This is a genomic window from Senegalia massiliensis, from assembly GCF_900626135.1.
In the GTDB taxonomy this organism is placed as follows: Bacteria; Bacillota; Clostridia; order Tissierellales; family SIT17; genus Anaeromonas; species Anaeromonas massiliensis.
Genome location: NZ_LR130785.1, coordinates 1,039,180 through 1,055,117, shown reverse-complemented (window position 1 = coordinate 1,055,117; position 15,938 = coordinate 1,039,180). Strand labels below are relative to the sequence as shown.

The 15,938-nt window shown below is 26.5% G+C and carries 15 protein-coding genes and 2 riboswitches; of the genes, 3 read left to right on the top strand and 12 right to left on the bottom strand.

All coding sequences use genetic code 11. The annotated features are described in order from the left end of the window. Window position 1: 1 nt before the first annotated feature. From E0D94_RS05190 to E0D94_RS05165, 6 genes are all read right to left on the bottom strand, one after another. Window positions 2–3,676, bottom strand: a complete 3,675-nt coding sequence (locus tag E0D94_RS05190) for a phosphoribosylformylglycinamidine synthase (protein ID WP_130806223.1) — start codon at window positions 3,674–3,676, stop codon at window positions 2–4. A gap of 130 nt (window positions 3,677–3,806) precedes the next feature. Beyond that, window positions 3,807–3,908: riboswitch (purine riboswitch) on the bottom strand. After that, a complete protein-coding gene (locus E0D94_RS05185; protein ID WP_130807353.1) occupies window positions 3,898–4,581 on the bottom strand; it encodes a phosphoribosylaminoimidazolesuccinocarboxamide synthase in 684 nt (227 codons plus the stop codon). It overlaps the preceding riboswitch by 11 nt. A gap of 157 nt (window positions 4,582–4,738) precedes the next feature. Then, window positions 4,739–4,840, bottom strand: a riboswitch (purine riboswitch). 139 nt (window positions 4,841–4,979) lie between these two features. After that, complete coding sequence (locus tag E0D94_RS05180; RefSeq protein ID WP_207289646.1) at window positions 4,980–5,885, bottom strand: D-alanyl-D-alanine carboxypeptidase family protein; 906 nt, start codon at window positions 5,883–5,885, stop codon at window positions 4,980–4,982. A gap of 138 nt (window positions 5,886–6,023) precedes the next feature. Continuing rightward, window positions 6,024–7,103, bottom strand: a complete 1,080-nt coding sequence (locus E0D94_RS05175; RefSeq protein ID WP_130806221.1) for a sensor histidine kinase — start codon at window positions 7,101–7,103, stop codon at window positions 6,024–6,026. After that, the gene (gene vanR / locus E0D94_RS05170; RefSeq protein ID WP_130806220.1) at window positions 7,096–7,776 is read right to left on the bottom strand and encodes a VanR-ABDEGLN family response regulator transcription factor; all 681 of its coding nucleotides are present in this window, start codon (window positions 7,774–7,776) and stop codon (window positions 7,096–7,098) included. The genes E0D94_RS05175 and vanR overlap by 8 nt, the downstream gene beginning before the upstream one ends. Before the next feature lie 217 nt (window positions 7,777–7,993). Further along, window positions 7,994–8,353 carry a DUF4870 domain-containing protein gene (locus E0D94_RS05165; RefSeq protein ID WP_130806219.1) on the bottom strand — a complete coding sequence of 120 codons (360 nt, stop codon included), beginning with the start codon at window positions 8,351–8,353 and terminating at the stop codon, window positions 7,994–7,996. Between the two features lie 139 nt (window positions 8,354–8,492). On the opposite strand from E0D94_RS05165, the gene E0D94_RS05160 reads away from it, so the two are divergent. After that, window positions 8,493–9,026, top strand: coding sequence for a DUF6512 family protein (locus tag E0D94_RS05160; RefSeq protein WP_130806218.1), 534 nt, complete (start codon window positions 8,493–8,495; stop codon window positions 9,024–9,026). Between the two features lie 67 nt (window positions 9,027–9,093). Here the strand turns inward: E0D94_RS05160 and E0D94_RS05155 are convergent, their stop codons facing one another. From E0D94_RS05155 to splB, 3 genes are read right to left on the bottom strand one after another with little or no spacing between them, the layout of a single operon-like run. Beyond that, on the bottom strand, window positions 9,094–10,146 hold the full coding sequence (locus tag E0D94_RS05155; RefSeq protein WP_130806217.1) for an anti-sigma-I factor RsgI family protein: 1,053 nt from the start codon (window positions 10,144–10,146) through the stop codon (window positions 9,094–9,096). Next, entirely contained in the window at window positions 10,143–10,808 is a 666-nt protein-coding gene (locus E0D94_RS05150) for a sigma factor (protein ID WP_130806216.1), read from the bottom strand. Before E0D94_RS05150 ends, E0D94_RS05155 begins: the two co-directional genes overlap by 4 nt. Before the next feature lie 32 nt (window positions 10,809–10,840). Beyond that, on the bottom strand, window positions 10,841–11,854 hold the full coding sequence (gene splB / locus E0D94_RS05145) for a spore photoproduct lyase (protein ID WP_130806215.1): 1,014 nt from the start codon (window positions 11,852–11,854) through the stop codon (window positions 10,841–10,843). A 223-nt stretch (window positions 11,855–12,077) separates the two neighbouring features. Between splB and E0D94_RS05140 the strand changes: the two genes are divergently transcribed. After that, entirely contained in the window at window positions 12,078–12,611 is a 534-nt protein-coding gene (locus E0D94_RS05140; protein ID WP_242620483.1) for a cupin domain-containing protein, read from the top strand. Window positions 12,612–12,649: 38 nt separating this feature from the next. On the opposite strand, the gene E0D94_RS05135 is transcribed toward E0D94_RS05140, so the two are convergent. Further along, a complete protein-coding gene (locus tag E0D94_RS05135; RefSeq protein WP_207289644.1) occupies window positions 12,650–13,294 on the bottom strand; it encodes a class I SAM-dependent methyltransferase in 645 nt (214 codons plus the stop codon). Window positions 13,295–13,433: 139 nt separating this feature from the next. Here E0D94_RS05135 and E0D94_RS05130 point away from each other — a divergent pair, with 139 nt between their 5' ends. Continuing rightward, a complete protein-coding gene (locus E0D94_RS05130; protein WP_130806213.1) occupies window positions 13,434–14,120 on the top strand; it encodes a VCBS repeat-containing protein in 687 nt (228 codons plus the stop codon). A 52-nt stretch (window positions 14,121–14,172) separates the two neighbouring features. Here E0D94_RS05130 and E0D94_RS05125 read toward each other — a convergent pair whose 3' ends face one another. Together E0D94_RS05125 and E0D94_RS05120 are read right to left on the bottom strand one after the other, a co-directional pair. Beyond that, on the bottom strand, window positions 14,173–14,721 hold the full coding sequence (locus E0D94_RS05125; protein WP_130806212.1) for an isochorismatase family protein: 549 nt from the start codon (window positions 14,719–14,721) through the stop codon (window positions 14,173–14,175). A gap of 110 nt (window positions 14,722–14,831) precedes the next feature. Next, on the bottom strand, window positions 14,832–15,935 hold the full coding sequence (locus E0D94_RS05120; RefSeq protein WP_165442873.1) for a phosphomevalonate kinase: 1,104 nt from the start codon (window positions 15,933–15,935) through the stop codon (window positions 14,832–14,834). Between the last annotated feature and the right edge of the window lie 3 nt (window positions 15,936–15,938).

Below are 15,938 nucleotides of genomic sequence, written 5' to 3'. Positions count from 1 at the left end.
CCTAATCAAAATATTTAACTCCTGATTTAAATATATTATTTGTTCCTTTTATTTCTATATTTTTATATAAGTCTTTGTGAATTCTATCAATAGAAGAAATTGTTCCAAGTATTCTTCCATCTTTACTTGTTAAGGATTCTATATTTCCTAAAGATCCAGTAGGATTTTCATTTGAAAATGTTGTTGCTATTTGTTCACTTAAATTATTTCCATCTGTTAAAATCAATCTTCCTTCTTTTGTAGCTACTGGTGCTGTGTAAATATCTCCTATATTCATAGAATTAAACCAAGGAGATGAATTATTTTCTACCACTATATCGCACGTAGTAGATATAAATTCCCCACTTTCATTTTCTGCTAAAGTTACTGAATCAATTATTAACCCTGATTTAATAAGACCTTGAAAACCATCACCTATTCCAAGAATAAGTCCATCTCTTAAATTTAAATGGTTTTGTATTTCTTCTTTTATATAATCTTCATTTAAAATATATTTAATAAGTTTTCCACCAGTTTCAGGTTCACCACCAAATATAGCTCCATGAGGAAAGGCAATGATTTGACTTTTCTCTATCCTTTTTTTTAATTCCTTAAAAGAATCTTCTACACTAACTTTATTAGAAAACTTAAATACAAAAGTATCTACTTCACCTCCAGCTTCCTTAAAAGAATTAGCTAAAGTATATTCCCCATGAGTTCCTGTAAATATAGGTATCAATATTTTAGGTTTTATGGATTTATTAGATTTAAATATAATTTTTTTATCACTTTTTATTTCTATTTTTTCTTTTAAAGTTTTATTTTTTACAGGGAATATATCTTTTAAAGGACTTTCCCATATATTTATAAGTTCATCTATAGATTCATTATCATTATCTATATAAATTTTACTTTCATTTATAGTTTCACCTAATATTTCATAGTCTACATCTTGAAATAATTTTTCTATATCTTCTTCTTTTGATATTTCAATTACTAAGGATCCAAATAAAGGTCTAAATAATTTTTCCTTTTCTATATCATTAAATTTGAAACCTATTTTATTTCCAAAGGCCATTTCACAAATAGTTCTAGCTATTCCACCTTCTTTTATGCTTTGGATAGCTTTTATTTTTTTATTATTAATTAGTTCTTTAACTTTTCTATAATTCTTTTTTAATTCTTTAAAATCTATTAGACCTTTATCATTTATTTCTAAAGGAATTAATAATACATTGCTATTTTCATATTTAAATTCATTTGATACGATATTTTCTAACTTTTCAGTTGTTACTCCAAAACTTATAAGTGTAGGGGGAACATCAATATCTTCAAATGTACCACTCATACTATCTTTTCCACCTATACTTGCTATATCAAGTTCCCTTTGAACTAAATATGCTCCAAGTAAAGCTGAAAAAGGCTTACCCCATTTAATAGGATTTTCTCCTAATCTTTCAAAGTATTCTTGAAATGTTAGTTTGATATTTCTATAATCTCCTCCTAAAGCTACTACTTTTGCAATAGATTCTATTACTGCATAATATCCTCCATGAAATGGACTCCATCTGGAGAGTTTTGGTTCATATCCATAAGTCATTATAGAACAAGTAGAAGTTTCACCTTCTAGAACCGGTATTTTTGATACCATTCCTTCTATAGGACTTAACATATATTTTCCTCCATAAGGCATCAGTACAGTAGTTCCTCCCACTGTGGTATCAAAGTTTTCTAAAAGTCCTTTTTGACTAGAATTATTAATATCTTTAAGAGTCATTTTTAAACTATCCATTTTGGATTTATTATTTAACTTATTTGGAATTTCTTCTAAATAACTATTATTAGAAGGATTTTCTACTTCCACTTTAGTATTTTTTCTTATGCCATTTGTATCTAAAAAGTCCCTTTTAATATTTACTATTTCTTTATCTTTCCATAACATTTTTAATATTCTTTCTTCTGTAACTTTAGCTATTACAGTAGCTTCTAAATCCTCTTTATTTATTTCTTTTAAAAATTTATCTAAATTATTTTTATCTATTAAAACAGCCATTCTTTCTTGAGATTCAGAAAGAGCTATTTCAGTTCCATCAAGACCAGGATATTTTAATTTTACATTGTCTAATTCTATAGTTAATCCATCGGCTAATTCTCCTATTGCAACTCCTACTCCTCCTGCTCCAAAATCATTACATTTTTTTATCATCTTAGATACATTTTCTTTTCTAAATAATCTTATTATCTTTCTTTCTAAAGAAGGATCACCTTTTTGTACTTCTGCTCCACTTGTATGAAGTGATTTTTCTGTATGTTCTTTAGATGAACCTACAGCTCCTCCAAGTCCATCTCTCCCAGTTCTCCCACCTACTAAAAGCACTAAATCTCCATCACTTGGATTACCTCTATAAACCCATTCTTTAGGAGCAGCTGCAACTAATGCACCACATTCCATTCTCTTTGCTAAAAATCCTTCATCATAAATTTCTCTTACATATCCAGTACTTGCACCTATTTCATTTCCATATGAGCTATATCCTTTCATAGCAGTTTTAGTTATTTTTCTTTGAGGTAATTTCCCTTTTAAAGTTTCATCATATTTTTTTCTAGGATCAGCTGAACCTGTAATTCTCATTGCTTGATATACATAACTTCTACCAGATAGTGGATCTCTAATTCCTCCTCCAAGACAAGTAGCAGCACCTCCAAATGGTTCCATTTCTGTAGGATGATTATGAGTTTCATTTTTAAACATTAGTAACCATTTTTCAGCTTTACCATCAATATCTACATCTATTTCTATACTTGCTGCATTTACTTCATCTGTTTGTTCTTTATCTTCTAAAAGTCCTTTTTTCTTTAATTCTTTCATATTTATAGTAGCTAAATCCATTAAAGATATAGCTTTATCTTGATCTTTATAAGTGTAATGTCTAGAAGATAAATATTTCTTTAAAGCTTCTTCAAAAACTTCCTTATATGTTCCTTCATTGAATTTTATATCTTTGATTTCTGTCATAAATGTAGTATGTCTACAATGGTCAGACCAGTAAGTATCTATTAGTTTTATTTCTGTAATGTATGGATTTCTATTTTCATCTTTAAAATATTTTTTAGTAAATAATAAATCTTCTAAATCTAATCCTATACCATAATCATCTTTAAATTCCTTCATTTTTTCTTCGTTGAAATCTATAAATCCATCTATTATTTCAATATCATTTGCCTTTTCTTTTTCCTCCATAAAAGTAAACTTATCTAAAGAAATCTCTGCTACTTCTATTGGATTTATATGATAATCTTTAATAATTTTAAATTCTTCATCATTTATACCTTTTAATATTATTACTTTTGATTGCAAAATTTTTATATCTTTATCTGGAAAAAGAGTATTTATAATCTTATTTGAAAAAAACTCTCTTTTGTTGTATTGCCCTTTTAAATCTTCTATTCTAAATACTTTTTCATCTTCACTAATATTTAATTCCTTATATAGGTTATCTATTTCAGGTTCATATAGAAACTTTTCTATAATTTCTTTTTCCTCTTTCTCATTTGCATTTACTAAATCATAAACATTTATAACCCTAACGTCTTCTAACTTTTTAATCTCTAAATAATTTTTAAACTCTTCTAAAAGATTTTTAGACTCTGAATTAAATCCTTGTTTTTTTTCAATAAATACTCTACTATATTTCATATTTTCCTCCTTTAAGATAAAAGCCCAGACGGGCAGATTTCGAGTGAAACCTACCCGCCTGGGCTTTTATCCCTTCGGTGTAATACAGAAGTATCTGTGTCGCTTGGACCAGCAAAGTAACTTTCGGAACCCTAGACACACTCTCACTCATAGACAAATGATTATCGGTCATTTAGTAGAAACGTCCCAACCATATTATGAGACTTATATGAGCATTTCTATTAACTTAATATTATTTTACCTAATTCAAATGGTTCTATATATTTGCCATCTCTATAGACTCTCATATTACCTGCTGATATCTCATCTATAAGAGCTATGTGATTATCATTACCTACTCTCCCAAATTCTAATTTTATATCATATAATTCTAAATCTTTTTTAGAAAGTTCATCTTTTATTACTTTACTAATTTTTCTAGTAAGACTTGTTAAAATTTCATATTCTTTTTTAGTCATTATATTTAACATTTCTAATGCTTCATCAGTTATTAAAGGATCATTTCTTTCATCATCTTTTAAAGTGATTTCTACATAAGCATCTAATTCTTGTCCTTCTTCTATATACATACCATATCTTCTAATAAAACTCCCTACAGCTTTGTATCTACAAATTACTTCTACACCTTTACCAAATGGTTTAGCCTTTAATACTGTCATATTTTGATTATCTAAATCTGAATCCACATAATGAGTAGGAATATCCATATCATTTAATTTTTCAAAGAAAAACTTTGTAAGCCTTAGTCCTAAATTACCCATGCCTTCTATACTAAGTCCTACAGTATTAGCACCTGGATCAAATACTCCATCATTTCCTGTAACATCATCCTTGAATTTTAATAATACTTTATCACTATCTAATTCATATACATCTTTAGTTTTACCTTCATAAATAAGCTTGATAACAATCCCTCCTATAATTTTTATTTTTACTAAATAAAAGTTAAAAAAGCCCAGACGGGTAGGTTTCGAGCGAAACCTACCCGTCTGGGCTTTTATCCCTTCGGTGTAATACTTAAGTATTTGTGCCGCTTGGACCAGCAAGAAAATTCTTCGGAACCCTAGGCACACTCTCGCTCATAGACAGATGATTATCGGTCACCTAGTAGAAACGTTCCAACCTTATTATGGAACTTATATGAGCATTTATTCGATTATTTAATATACTTAGATAGTAACAAGTATATTAAAATAAGTCAAGCTATTTTTGAAAAATAATTTATATATTGCAAAGGATATTGTAAAGATTAACATTTCAAAATAACCAAAATATAATATTGCTACAGATTCATTAAGATAAATTAGTTAATTCTTTTGAAGAGTTTAATAGTATCATCTATCTGCATCATATCTGGATTTCTAATATCTTTTAGATCTGCTCCCATAACTACAGATATGTATTCTTGATTATCTTTTATTCCAAGAGTTGCCCAACACATACCTGCTTCATAGGTCGTTCCTGACTTTCCTCCTATAATTTCAAATCCTTCTTTATTTAAATTATCAAGTTTTGAAAGAACAGTTGACCTTAAAAGTATTCCATCAGGATGATCTAATGTAGATGTTGTTTTAAAAGTTTTTTTAGTAAAAATTGCTTTAAAGTCACCATTATCTAAAGCATAATCTAAAAGGTGAGCCATATCATATGCTGTAGTATATTGATTATTATCATGAAGACCTTCTGGATTTGTAAAGTGTGTATCTTTGAGCCCAATTTCAGAAGCTTTTTCATTCATAAGACTGACAAAATCTTCAACTGAACCTGCTAAATTAACAGCAAGAGAATTTGCAGCTTCTCCCCCAGAACTTAAAATAGTTCCATATAGAAGATCTCTGTATGTTACTGCTTCTCTACCGTAAAAACCTGCCATAGAAGAATTATTTTCAACCATTTTCTTGTAAGTTTTGACATCTACCTTAACAGATTTTGATAAATCATCAATATGTTCAAGTGCAACAATTGTTGTCATAATTTTTGTAAGAGATGCAGGATATGCTCTAGTTTTAACATTTTTTTCATATTCTACACTCTTATCTTCTCTATTTAATACATAAATATATTTACTAGTATAGTTATCATCAGACTTTCCAAGAATTCTTTTAAAATTAGAATCCATATTCCAAAATTTACCTAACATTATTGTAAGTATAAATATAAAAAACATAGCAATAACTAGAAATTTTAAATTCCTTTTAATTTTTAACATATGTATCTCCTACTTTTCCATATACTTATTATAATCATTATTAAAAATGCACCTCACTTTCTGATATAATGATACCAGAAAATGATGTGCAGTATTTTCGTTTTTTATTATTAAATACTTACGATTTTCTTACAAAAATCAAACAGGAATTTTTATATTAATTTCAATATATTCATTTTGACTTTTGGCATTAATACTTCCACCATGGGCCTTAACTATTGATTTTGCAATAGCAAGTCCAAGTCCAGCTCCTCCACTTTTAGTACTCCTAGCATAATCAAGTCTGTAAAACTCCTCAAATATATTATCCAACTTAGCCTTAGGAATTGTAGGTCCATTATTTGTTACTTTTATTTTTATAAAATCATCAATTTTATTCATAGATATATTTATATCAGTATTTTCATAAGAATAATTAATAGAATTTCTAATAACATTATCTATGACTCTTTCCATTTTACCAGTATCAATATTTATAATAACATTGCTTTGAATATCGCTATTAATGGTAAGATTTTTATGACTTAATAAAGGCTTAAATTCATAAATAATCTGTTCCATCATAATTCCAAAATCAATCTTTGATTTTTCTAAATTAATGTCCTTTAGGTTATAACGAGTGATCTCAAAAAATTCATTGATTAAGTCTTCTAATCTCTCCGATTTATCGTATACAATTTGCAAATATTTTTTCCTGAAATTATCATTTAAATCATGTTCATCCTTAAGTATTGATAAATATCCAAGAATAGAAGTCAGAGGAGTTTTTAAATCATGAGCTAAATAAATTATCAAATCATTTTTCCTTTTTTCAGAATCCCTAGCTATTTTCTCATTTTCTCTTAAATTAAACTTTATACTATTCATCTTTTCAGTTACATCTTTTAAATCTCCTGAAAGAGAAATTAACGTATCATCTTTTCTATAAATTTGATCAATAGAGCTTACAATCTCATCCATATATTTAATAGTTTTATTAAATAATGCAAAACCTATAAAAGCATAACCCATTGATAAGACTAGAAATATTAAAAGTACCTTATTATTATTTGCCCAATGATAAAAAGGGTACATGAGTTCATATCCAAAATATGTTTTTCCACTTAAAATTTCCTTAAATAAAAAAAATAATAATAACATAATAACAGTATATATGCTAGACCAAATAACAAATTTTAATGCAATTTTTTTATAGAAATGTTTATAGTAATTATTCAATTATATAACCTACTCCCCAAACTGTTTTTATAAATTTTGGTTTTCTAGCATCCTCGTTTAGCTTTTCCCTTAATCTTGCAATATGGGCCATCACTGTATTGTTATTATCTAAATATCTTTCTCCCCAAACATTAGTAAAAAGTTTCTCAGAAGAAATAACATTTCCTCTATTCTTAGCAAGATACAATAAAATATTGTATTCTAAAGGAGTAAGATCAATTTCTTTTCCGTAAAGATTTACTTTATGAGAATTTTTATTAATATACAATCCATTAATATCAATAGAATCTGGTTCAATATCTTTATTATATAACTTAGTCCTTCTAATTTGGGTTTTTACTCTAGCAATAAGTTCAAGAGGATTGAATGGTTTAGTTATATAGTCATCAGCCCCTATAGTTAATCCCATTATTTTATCCATATTCTCAACTTTAGCTGTCAACATAATGACCGGATAAAAATATTTTTCTCTAATTTGCTTTAGAATACTAAATCCATCAATATCCGGTAACATAACATCTAAAATAGCTAAGTCAATTTTATGATTGTTAATAATCTGCAAAGCTTCCTCACCACTATTAACTTTTAATATATCATACCCCTCATTTTGGAGATAAAATTCTAATAAATCAGCTATTTCCTTTTCATCGTCAACTATTAAAATTCTAACCATATTAAACCTCCTATGTAGCATTCTACAAATTAATATTATATCATAAATTATATATATATTATATGAAATGCACATTGTATAATAACTTAGTATGAAATGAGATATATTAATAAATATACTCTGTTAAGATGAAAAGTAAACAGCCAAAGTCTGATATTTCATCAGACTTTGGCTGTTTAAATTATTTTTATTATTTTCCATATCTATTTAACATAATTTATAAATTAATTTTTTCAACTTGTTCTTTAGCTATTTTACCAGCTATAGGGAATTCATACCATTCATTTTTATATGATTTCATTACAAGTATAATCCATATAACTAAAGTTATAGGACTCATTAAAGCTCCTATTAACGCTCCTATTATTGGAACCCATGCTATAAAAAATCCTATTACAAATAGTGCACCAAAAACAACTATTGATTGCATTGCATGAAATCGCACAAATTTATTTTCTTTCTCAATTACAAGAAATATTATGCCTGTAATAAATCCTAAAATATAAGATAACATTGCAGCAACATTTTGATCTAAGCCAGTAGAGGTTTTCTGATTTTTATTTTTATTATTATCCATAATTATCACTCCTTATGTATAAATACATACCCTTATTAAGGGTGTTCTATCAATATTTATAATATAATAATATTATTATATTATAAATATTATTATTAAGGATATAATATATTTTAAAAAATGAAAAGAGGTTCAAGATATGAATAAATTAGATCTAATTAAAAAGTGGGAAATTATAGGTATATTTTGGATTATAATAATAGGTTCTTTGCTTCATTTTACATACGAATGGTCAGGAAATTCAAAATTTGTTGCCTTATTTTCACCAGTTAATGAAAGTGTTTGGGAGCATCTTAAGTTAGGGTATTTTTCACTATTATTTTATATTCCTATAGAGTATAAATTTTTAAAACCTAAAACTAATAGCTTTTTTCTTGGGAAACTTCTAGGAATATTATCTATGGAAATTACTATATTACTTATATATTATTCTTATCACTTAATTTTTAATAAATCATCACTTATAGTTGATATATTATCTTTCATAATAGGAGCTGTCCTATGTCAATTAATAAGTATTAAAGTTCTAAAAACAAATATAAATAAAAAAGCTAATATTTTAGGATTTATAGGCTTTATATCATTTGGATTTATACTTTCTTTTTTTACTTTTTTTCCACCTAAGCTTCCTCTATTTATGGATAATAACACTAAAAAATATGGAATATATTAATATTGTGAAACAAAAAATAAAGCATCAATCAATTGATTGATGCTTTATTTTTAAATTATTCTCATTTTTAATCTTCATATTCGTCTTCTTCATCTTCTTCAGCTCTTTCCTTTGCTTTATCTGTCTTTTCTCTTTCTCTTTCAGCTTTTTCTTCGGCTCTTTCCTTTGCTTTATCTGCTTTTTCCCTTTCTCTCTCAGCTTTTTCTTCAGCTCTTTCCCTTGCTTCCTCTGCTTTTTCTCTTTCTCTTTCAGCTTTTTCTTCAGCTCTTTCCCTTGCTTCCTCTGCTTTCTCTCTTTCTCTTTCAGCTTTTTCTTCGGCTCTTTCCCTTGCTTCCTCTAATTTATCTTCATCATCTATATCATCTTCATCGTCTATATCATCTTCATCATCTATATCATCTTCATCATCTATATCATCTTCACCTTTTAAAGATATGTATCTTTTCATTAAATCTTTAATGGATTCATTTGCATTATCTCCTACTTCTTCACCAAGTAAATTTGTAATAATATTATATTTTCCAGGTGTAATTCCTAATTTTTTCGCTTCTCTTACCATTTCATAACCTAAAGTCTTAGATTCAATTTCAGCTTTTATATGACCATCAGTAACTTGTTTTTGAGTTATTTCCATTAACTTTTTAGAAAGTTTTTCTGATTTTTTACTATTTTTTGAAGATGATGAAATTAAAATATTTCCACCCTCACCATCAAAATATCCATTTTCAGAAATTTTTTCAACTGCATTAGAAATTGCATCTTCTATATTTTGATTTTTTAAATCTACTCCTTCTAAAACTTTTTCTGCATCTTCATTCACAGCTTCCATGCCGATAACATTTTCAAATCTATTAACTTCCATTAAAACACTAGGATTAACATCTAAACTTACATAGTAGTAAGGTGTTGCATATGCCCATACTCCACCACCTATCATCATTACAAACATCGCTGCAATTGCTACTATAGCACTTATTTTACCTTTTGTGAAAGTTTTATTCTCTTCCATGTAAATAACATCTCCTATCGTATAATTTTTATTTTTTCTTTTTACTACAGTTCCATCATCCTGCAGTAATATAGCATGTCCAAATTTTATTTCGACTACAACTGCCCTCATATTTCCAACTCCTCTTTAATATAACCTAAATATTCTGAGAGATAAGGATAATCTCCATTCATTATTTCAGTTGCTGCTATTATATACTTACGATGTCGTTCTAAAGTTTTTCGGGGTATTCCAACATTTTTTTTAATAATTTTTACACATAACTGTTTTTTATTTCTCATCTCTTCAATTAATATAGGATTCTTTAATAAATAAGCAACAGCTTTAGCACATGCAACTTTTGTTTTTTTTGCCTTTGGTGAGCTCTTTATAAGGTTATTGAATTTAAAACCATAATTTTTGAAGACTTCTGCTATTGATTGAATTTCCAACTTCAAATTATGTGAATTGTCTTCCATAATTGCAGCATCTTCAATCCATTCAACTTGTATTTCTGAGTTATATTTATTTTGTTTTTTATAATAATCAATAATATTTCTACGTATTAATAATTCTGCAAAAGAAATGAAGCTTCCCTTTTTATAGTCATATTCTTTTATAGCTTTAGAAAATTCTGCTAATGCAATTGACCACTCATCATCATTTTTTGATATGTATTTTTTTGAGATTTTTGAGGCACTTTTCAATATGAAATTTTCATATTTATTTATAAAATTATCAAATTTTTCAGGACTGTCTACTATATTTAATACCATTTCATCTAATTCTCTCATATAATTATGTCCCCTTTAAATATATTAAAGTATTAAATAATATATTTAATACTTTTGTCTGTAAAAATTCTACTAATTTCTTTTGTGAAAAATTCTTGTATTTCATTTATTTGTTCCTTAGTATACATATATTTTCCATAACCAAATTGACCATATTTAAACCTTCTATCTTCTTCTTTCATAGGAAGAGTTGTATCAGGAAATATTTTAGTAATTACTTCTTTGGCTTTAAGTGTATACCTGTGAGATATAATTTCAAAAGTAATATCATTTGAATTATTAGGTTCTATTGATTTAGATATATCTTCAATTAACTTTCTATATTCATTTTTCCAACCATCATATAAAAATACAGGTGCTATGATAAATCCTAAAGGATATCCTGCTTTATATATTTTAGATGCAGCCTCAATCCTTTTTTTTGCTGATGAAGTAAAATGCTCATGATTTTTTATAATTTTTTCAGTATTTAAACTAAATCTAATAGTTGTATGGCCTTTGTGATCCAAATCTAAAAGACTATTAATATTATTATATTTTGTTACAAATCTAAATCTAGCATTAGGAATTCTAGAAAAATAATCAATTGATTTTTTTAGTCCATGGGTATAAGGTTCTACTGGCAAAGGATCTGAGGTAGCTGCACCTTCAAAAATAGTGACTCCTTCCCTTTTTTCAATATATTTTTTTGCTTGATCAAGTATTTCTTCTACATTTACATAAGTTCTTATATAAGGTTTATTTCCAAATCTTGTATTTAAATAACAATACTCACATTGCCCCATGCATCCAGTTACAAGCGGTAATTGATAATGAGCTGATGGCTTACATGTTTGAAATTTAAAACTTCTTCTCACACCAATTACTAATGTTTGTTTAGCTTTACTGTATTTTTCTTTTAAATCATCTGACTTTATGCTTGGTACTCTATTTGAATTTAATTTAACTATTTGAATATTTTCTTTTTTAAACTTATCATATATTTCTTTCCCTAAAGGATACTCTAGAGCTTCTTTTTCGAATAATACTTGATTAGGTTTAAACATTATGAAATCACCTCAAAATAAATATTTTTATTCATATTAATAGGTTTTCCCATAATTAAATAATCATTCTAGGTTTTATTTAAGTAAATATAGTTTATAAGTAAAATATTTATATTTAATAAAATTATACTGTAACTAATATTAACAGTAAATAGTACTAAATCACCTATTTTTATTATTTAACATATAATAATCTTATACTATAAAGAAAGGAATGAAATATATGAATAAATATTATAGATATTATGTATGTCCTTATTGTTCTAGACCATATAATTATAATCCTTATCACAACTATACTTACAATTATTGGAATGATCCAATGGGTGATAAAAATCACGACAAATATTATGAATTAAAAGACTATGGTCCTAATCCTTTTGTTGTTAATATTGAAGATATAACTAAACAAAATACTAACTTTAGGACTGCCTTATGGACAGGAGAACATTTGCAATTAACTTTAATGGAGATAAAACCTGGAGAAGATATAGGTTTAGAAATTCACCCAAACCTTGATCAATTTGTGAGAATAGAGGAAGGTCAAGGACTTGTATTAATGGGAGATAAAAAAGATAATTTATATTTCAGAAAAAATGTTTATGATGATTATGCATTTATAATACCTGCAGGAAAATGGCATAACCTTATTAACACAGGATGTGAACCGATTAAATTATATTCTATTTATGCACCTCCACAACATCCATATGGTACTATTCATAAGACTAAATCAGATGCTGAGGCTGATGAATAAAAATACTACAAATAAGAACTGATTAGTCATATGGCTAATCAGTTCTTACTTATAAATTTTATAAAATTATTATCAATTTTTATATTTAAAAAGTCAAATTCATCTTTTATATATTCCAAACCTTTTTTGTGATAAAAAAACACATGAGTATTGTCATTTTTATAATACCAACTATCAAAATTTATACTATTATCATACAAATTAGTCATGCAAAATATACTGCCACCTTTTTTTAATATTTTACTTAATTTATTAAATTCATCATATGGATTATGAAAATGCTCCATTACTTCACAACAAATAATATAATCATATTTTTTATAAAGCTTATTAGAATAGTTATGAAAAAAAGGGTCATATAACTCTATATTAAATCCTTCTTCTTCTAAAAGTTTAGTTATAACAGGACCAGTACCTGCTCCATAGTCTAACCCTATATGATTTATATTATAATTATTTTTAACTCCTTGAACAATAGGGGAAACAAAATTTTGATATCCAGAATCATATATATCATTATTATGAGCTTCATATCTTTTCTTTTCTTCTTCATCAGTTAAATAATATGCGGGATCTAACATTATAGAAAAGCAATTATTACATTGATAATATTCTTTATTTTCAGTTTCATAAAATAAGTTTGTTTTAGAACCACAAAGTAAGCATTTTATAAATGGTGCCAATTAAATCACTACTTTCAATTATACATATTTTATTTTATTATAACTAAACAAAATATAATATTCAATTTAGTTCATCTCATCACATATGATTTATTGAATCATATACTATTATAAAATCAAATTGTTTGGAGGAATTTTTATGATAATTTCATATGCACGTGGAGATGTAACTGGTGATAGAATACCAGATAATATATATCTGACTGGAATAAAAACTATAGACAGTCCATTTGTACAAAATATTACTTTAGTGATTCAAGATGGTAAAACAGGTATGAGAAACTATGTGTCTCTTAAATCTAATGCTGGATATGATCCTACTATTATCCTTAGAGATTTCACTGGAGATGGAGTAAAGGATATACTTATAAGTATTGCATCTGGTGGAAGTGGAGGAATTATGTATTATTATATATATTCAGATATAAATAATATACCTAAATTATTATTTGATTATAATATATTCAATGAAACTTATAACTATAAAGTAATATATAAAGATTTTTATAAAGTTGAAGTTATAAATGTTACAAATAAAATTAAATATATAATTGATATATCATATAAAGGTCAGGATTATTTAAATGAAATTTATGATTCTAATGGCAAACTTAAATCTGAAATAGAAGGTTTTGTGAATCCATTAAGTGGACTTTATCCTATAGACTTTGATTCAGATGGCATATATGAACTTATAGGATATCAAAGAATCGCAGGACTATATAATGCCGATTCCTTAGGTTATATTCAAACTGGATTACAATGGTCTGGTAAAAAGTTTGATGTTTTCAATCAATATGTAGCTATTAATGGCGCAAATATTTAATGGTATTTAGGATATCCTAAATACCATTTTTAGACTTATTTTAATTGATACTTTACTTAATCATTTTTGATAGTGACTTAAATTCAGGATCTGTAGATTTCTTTAATAAATCAAATACAATTGTTTCAGTGTTTGTAATAATAGCTCCCATTTGATTCATCAAGTCTAATCCATTTAGATAATTTTCTTTTGTTCTAGATGCCACTCCATCATTTGCTATGTATACATAATAATTATCTTCTAACAAATCCCTAACTGTTTGAAATACGCATATATGAGTTTCCATTCCTACTACGATAACCTTTTTTTTGTTGATTTTATTTAAATATGATTTCAACTCAGATCTATATGCTGAAAAATGAACTTTTTCTAATATATAGTCTTGTTTCAAGTCACTTTGTAATTCCTTTAAAGTTGATCCTAATCCTTTAGGATATTGTTCAGTAATTATAACTGGAATATTCATTTTCTCAGCAGTAGATAAAAGTACTTTTGTATTATTAACTACTTTATCTTTATACTTCATTGCAGGTGCAAGTTTCTCTTGTATATCAATTATTAATAATACTACTTCTGATTTATCTAATCTAAACTTTTCCATATGCAAATACTCCTTTCTTTTATGTATTTTTCACTACTAAATTTTATATGATATTAAATACCAGTTAAGATAACTGATAAATTATTATCATATATTTTATATTTATTATATCACAAATTTATAGATACACCATTTTTTGATACTTTTAAATTTAAGGGAATAATATCATTTTCCTTCCATAATTTGTACAGCTCTTTTACTTGTTCTTCTGACTTTATAAAAGCTATACCACAGTCTCCTCCTCCCGCTCCTGAAGATTTACTACTTCCAAATTTTTCAGCTATATCACATAAATCTTTTAATTTGTCTGTTTCAATATTCATTTTAGCGTCATAAGATAATTTTTGAAGTGCTTTTCGATTTTGCATAAGGCTATCGATTGCTTTTTCATAATTATTTTCATTAAAACTATAGATTAATTTATCTACTGCAATAGAACTTTCTCTTAAAAAATTATTATAACTTTTTCTATTTCTTTGTTTAAATTGTTGCAACTTTTCAATCATTGGTGCTGTTTTTGCAGGCTTTTTTGTCCACCCTATAACTAATTTTAGAGATTCTGGAGGTGAAATTTTATTTATAAGTAAATTAGACCATGGCATTTTTATTATATTCATTAAATTTTTGTTATTATACAATTTATCTAAAACCCATTTTCCATCAAATGCAGAATACTCTATCCATCCTCCATAAACAGCAGCTGCAATATCAGCTCCTGAACCACTTTTTTGAGTTTTTAAGTGGGCAATAACTGAAAGTTTAAAAATATCATCAAGGGAGTATTCTACTTTTTTTTCAGAATGAAAACTTAATATAGCTGAAATTACTGAAACAACAATAGCTGCACTGGAACCTAATCCATATTTTTTATTTGTCATATCATCATTAAGTTCACTCTCAATTTTTAATTTAAATTTTTTAAGTGTTATAGAGTTTTCTTTTAAATATTTAATAGCAATAAAAATAGCATTTTTAATAAATTCTAATCGTGAATCAAATATATTAAATTCTACTTCTTTATCTATATGCCATGTAATATCTTTTAAATCCATATTTAAAATAGTAATACTATTCTCTTTATTCTTTTCTATCTCAGCTGTTATATAACGATTAACAGCTATTACTATTGATTTCTGTTTCTTTTCCAATACAGCATATTCTCCAGCAATCATAAGTTTTCCTGGTGCTTTAACTTTTAAGCACGAGTTATCCATATA

Excerpts from the sequence above, each read along its gene's own strand:
- E0D94_RS05190 (WP_130806223.1), bottom strand. The coding sequence starts at position 3,676 with ATGAAATATAGTAGAGTATTTATTGAAAAAAAACAAGGATTTAATTCA.
- E0D94_RS05180 (WP_207289646.1), bottom strand. The coding sequence starts at position 5,885 with ATGTTAAAAATTAAAAGGAATTTAAAATTTCTAGTTATTGCTATGTTT.
- vanR (WP_130806220.1), bottom strand. The coding sequence starts at position 7,776 with ATGGTTAGAATTTTAATAGTTGACGATGAAAAGGAAATAGCTGATTTA.
- E0D94_RS05165 (WP_130806219.1), bottom strand. The coding sequence starts at position 8,353 with ATGGATAATAATAAAAATAAAAATCAGAAAACCTCTACTGGCTTAGAT.
- E0D94_RS05160 (WP_130806218.1), top strand. The coding sequence starts at position 8,493 with ATGAATAAATTAGATCTAATTAAAAAGTGGGAAATTATAGGTATATTT.
- E0D94_RS05155 (WP_130806217.1), bottom strand. The coding sequence starts at position 10,146 with ATGAGGGCAGTTGTAGTCGAAATAAAATTTGGACATGCTATATTACTG.
- E0D94_RS05150 (WP_130806216.1), bottom strand. The coding sequence starts at position 10,808 with ATGAGAGAATTAGATGAAATGGTATTAAATATAGTAGACAGTCCTGAA.
- splB (WP_130806215.1), bottom strand. The coding sequence starts at position 11,854 with ATGTTTAAACCTAATCAAGTATTATTCGAAAAAGAAGCTCTAGAGTAT.
- E0D94_RS05140 (WP_242620483.1), top strand. The coding sequence starts at position 12,078 with ATGAATAAATATTATAGATATTATGTATGTCCTTATTGTTCTAGACCA.
- E0D94_RS05130 (WP_130806213.1), top strand. The coding sequence starts at position 13,434 with ATGATAATTTCATATGCACGTGGAGATGTAACTGGTGATAGAATACCA.
- E0D94_RS05125 (WP_130806212.1), bottom strand. The coding sequence starts at position 14,721 with ATGGAAAAGTTTAGATTAGATAAATCAGAAGTAGTATTATTAATAATT.
- E0D94_RS05120 (WP_165442873.1), bottom strand. The coding sequence starts at position 15,935 with ATGGATAACTCGTGCTTAAAAGTTAAAGCACCAGGAAAACTTATGATT.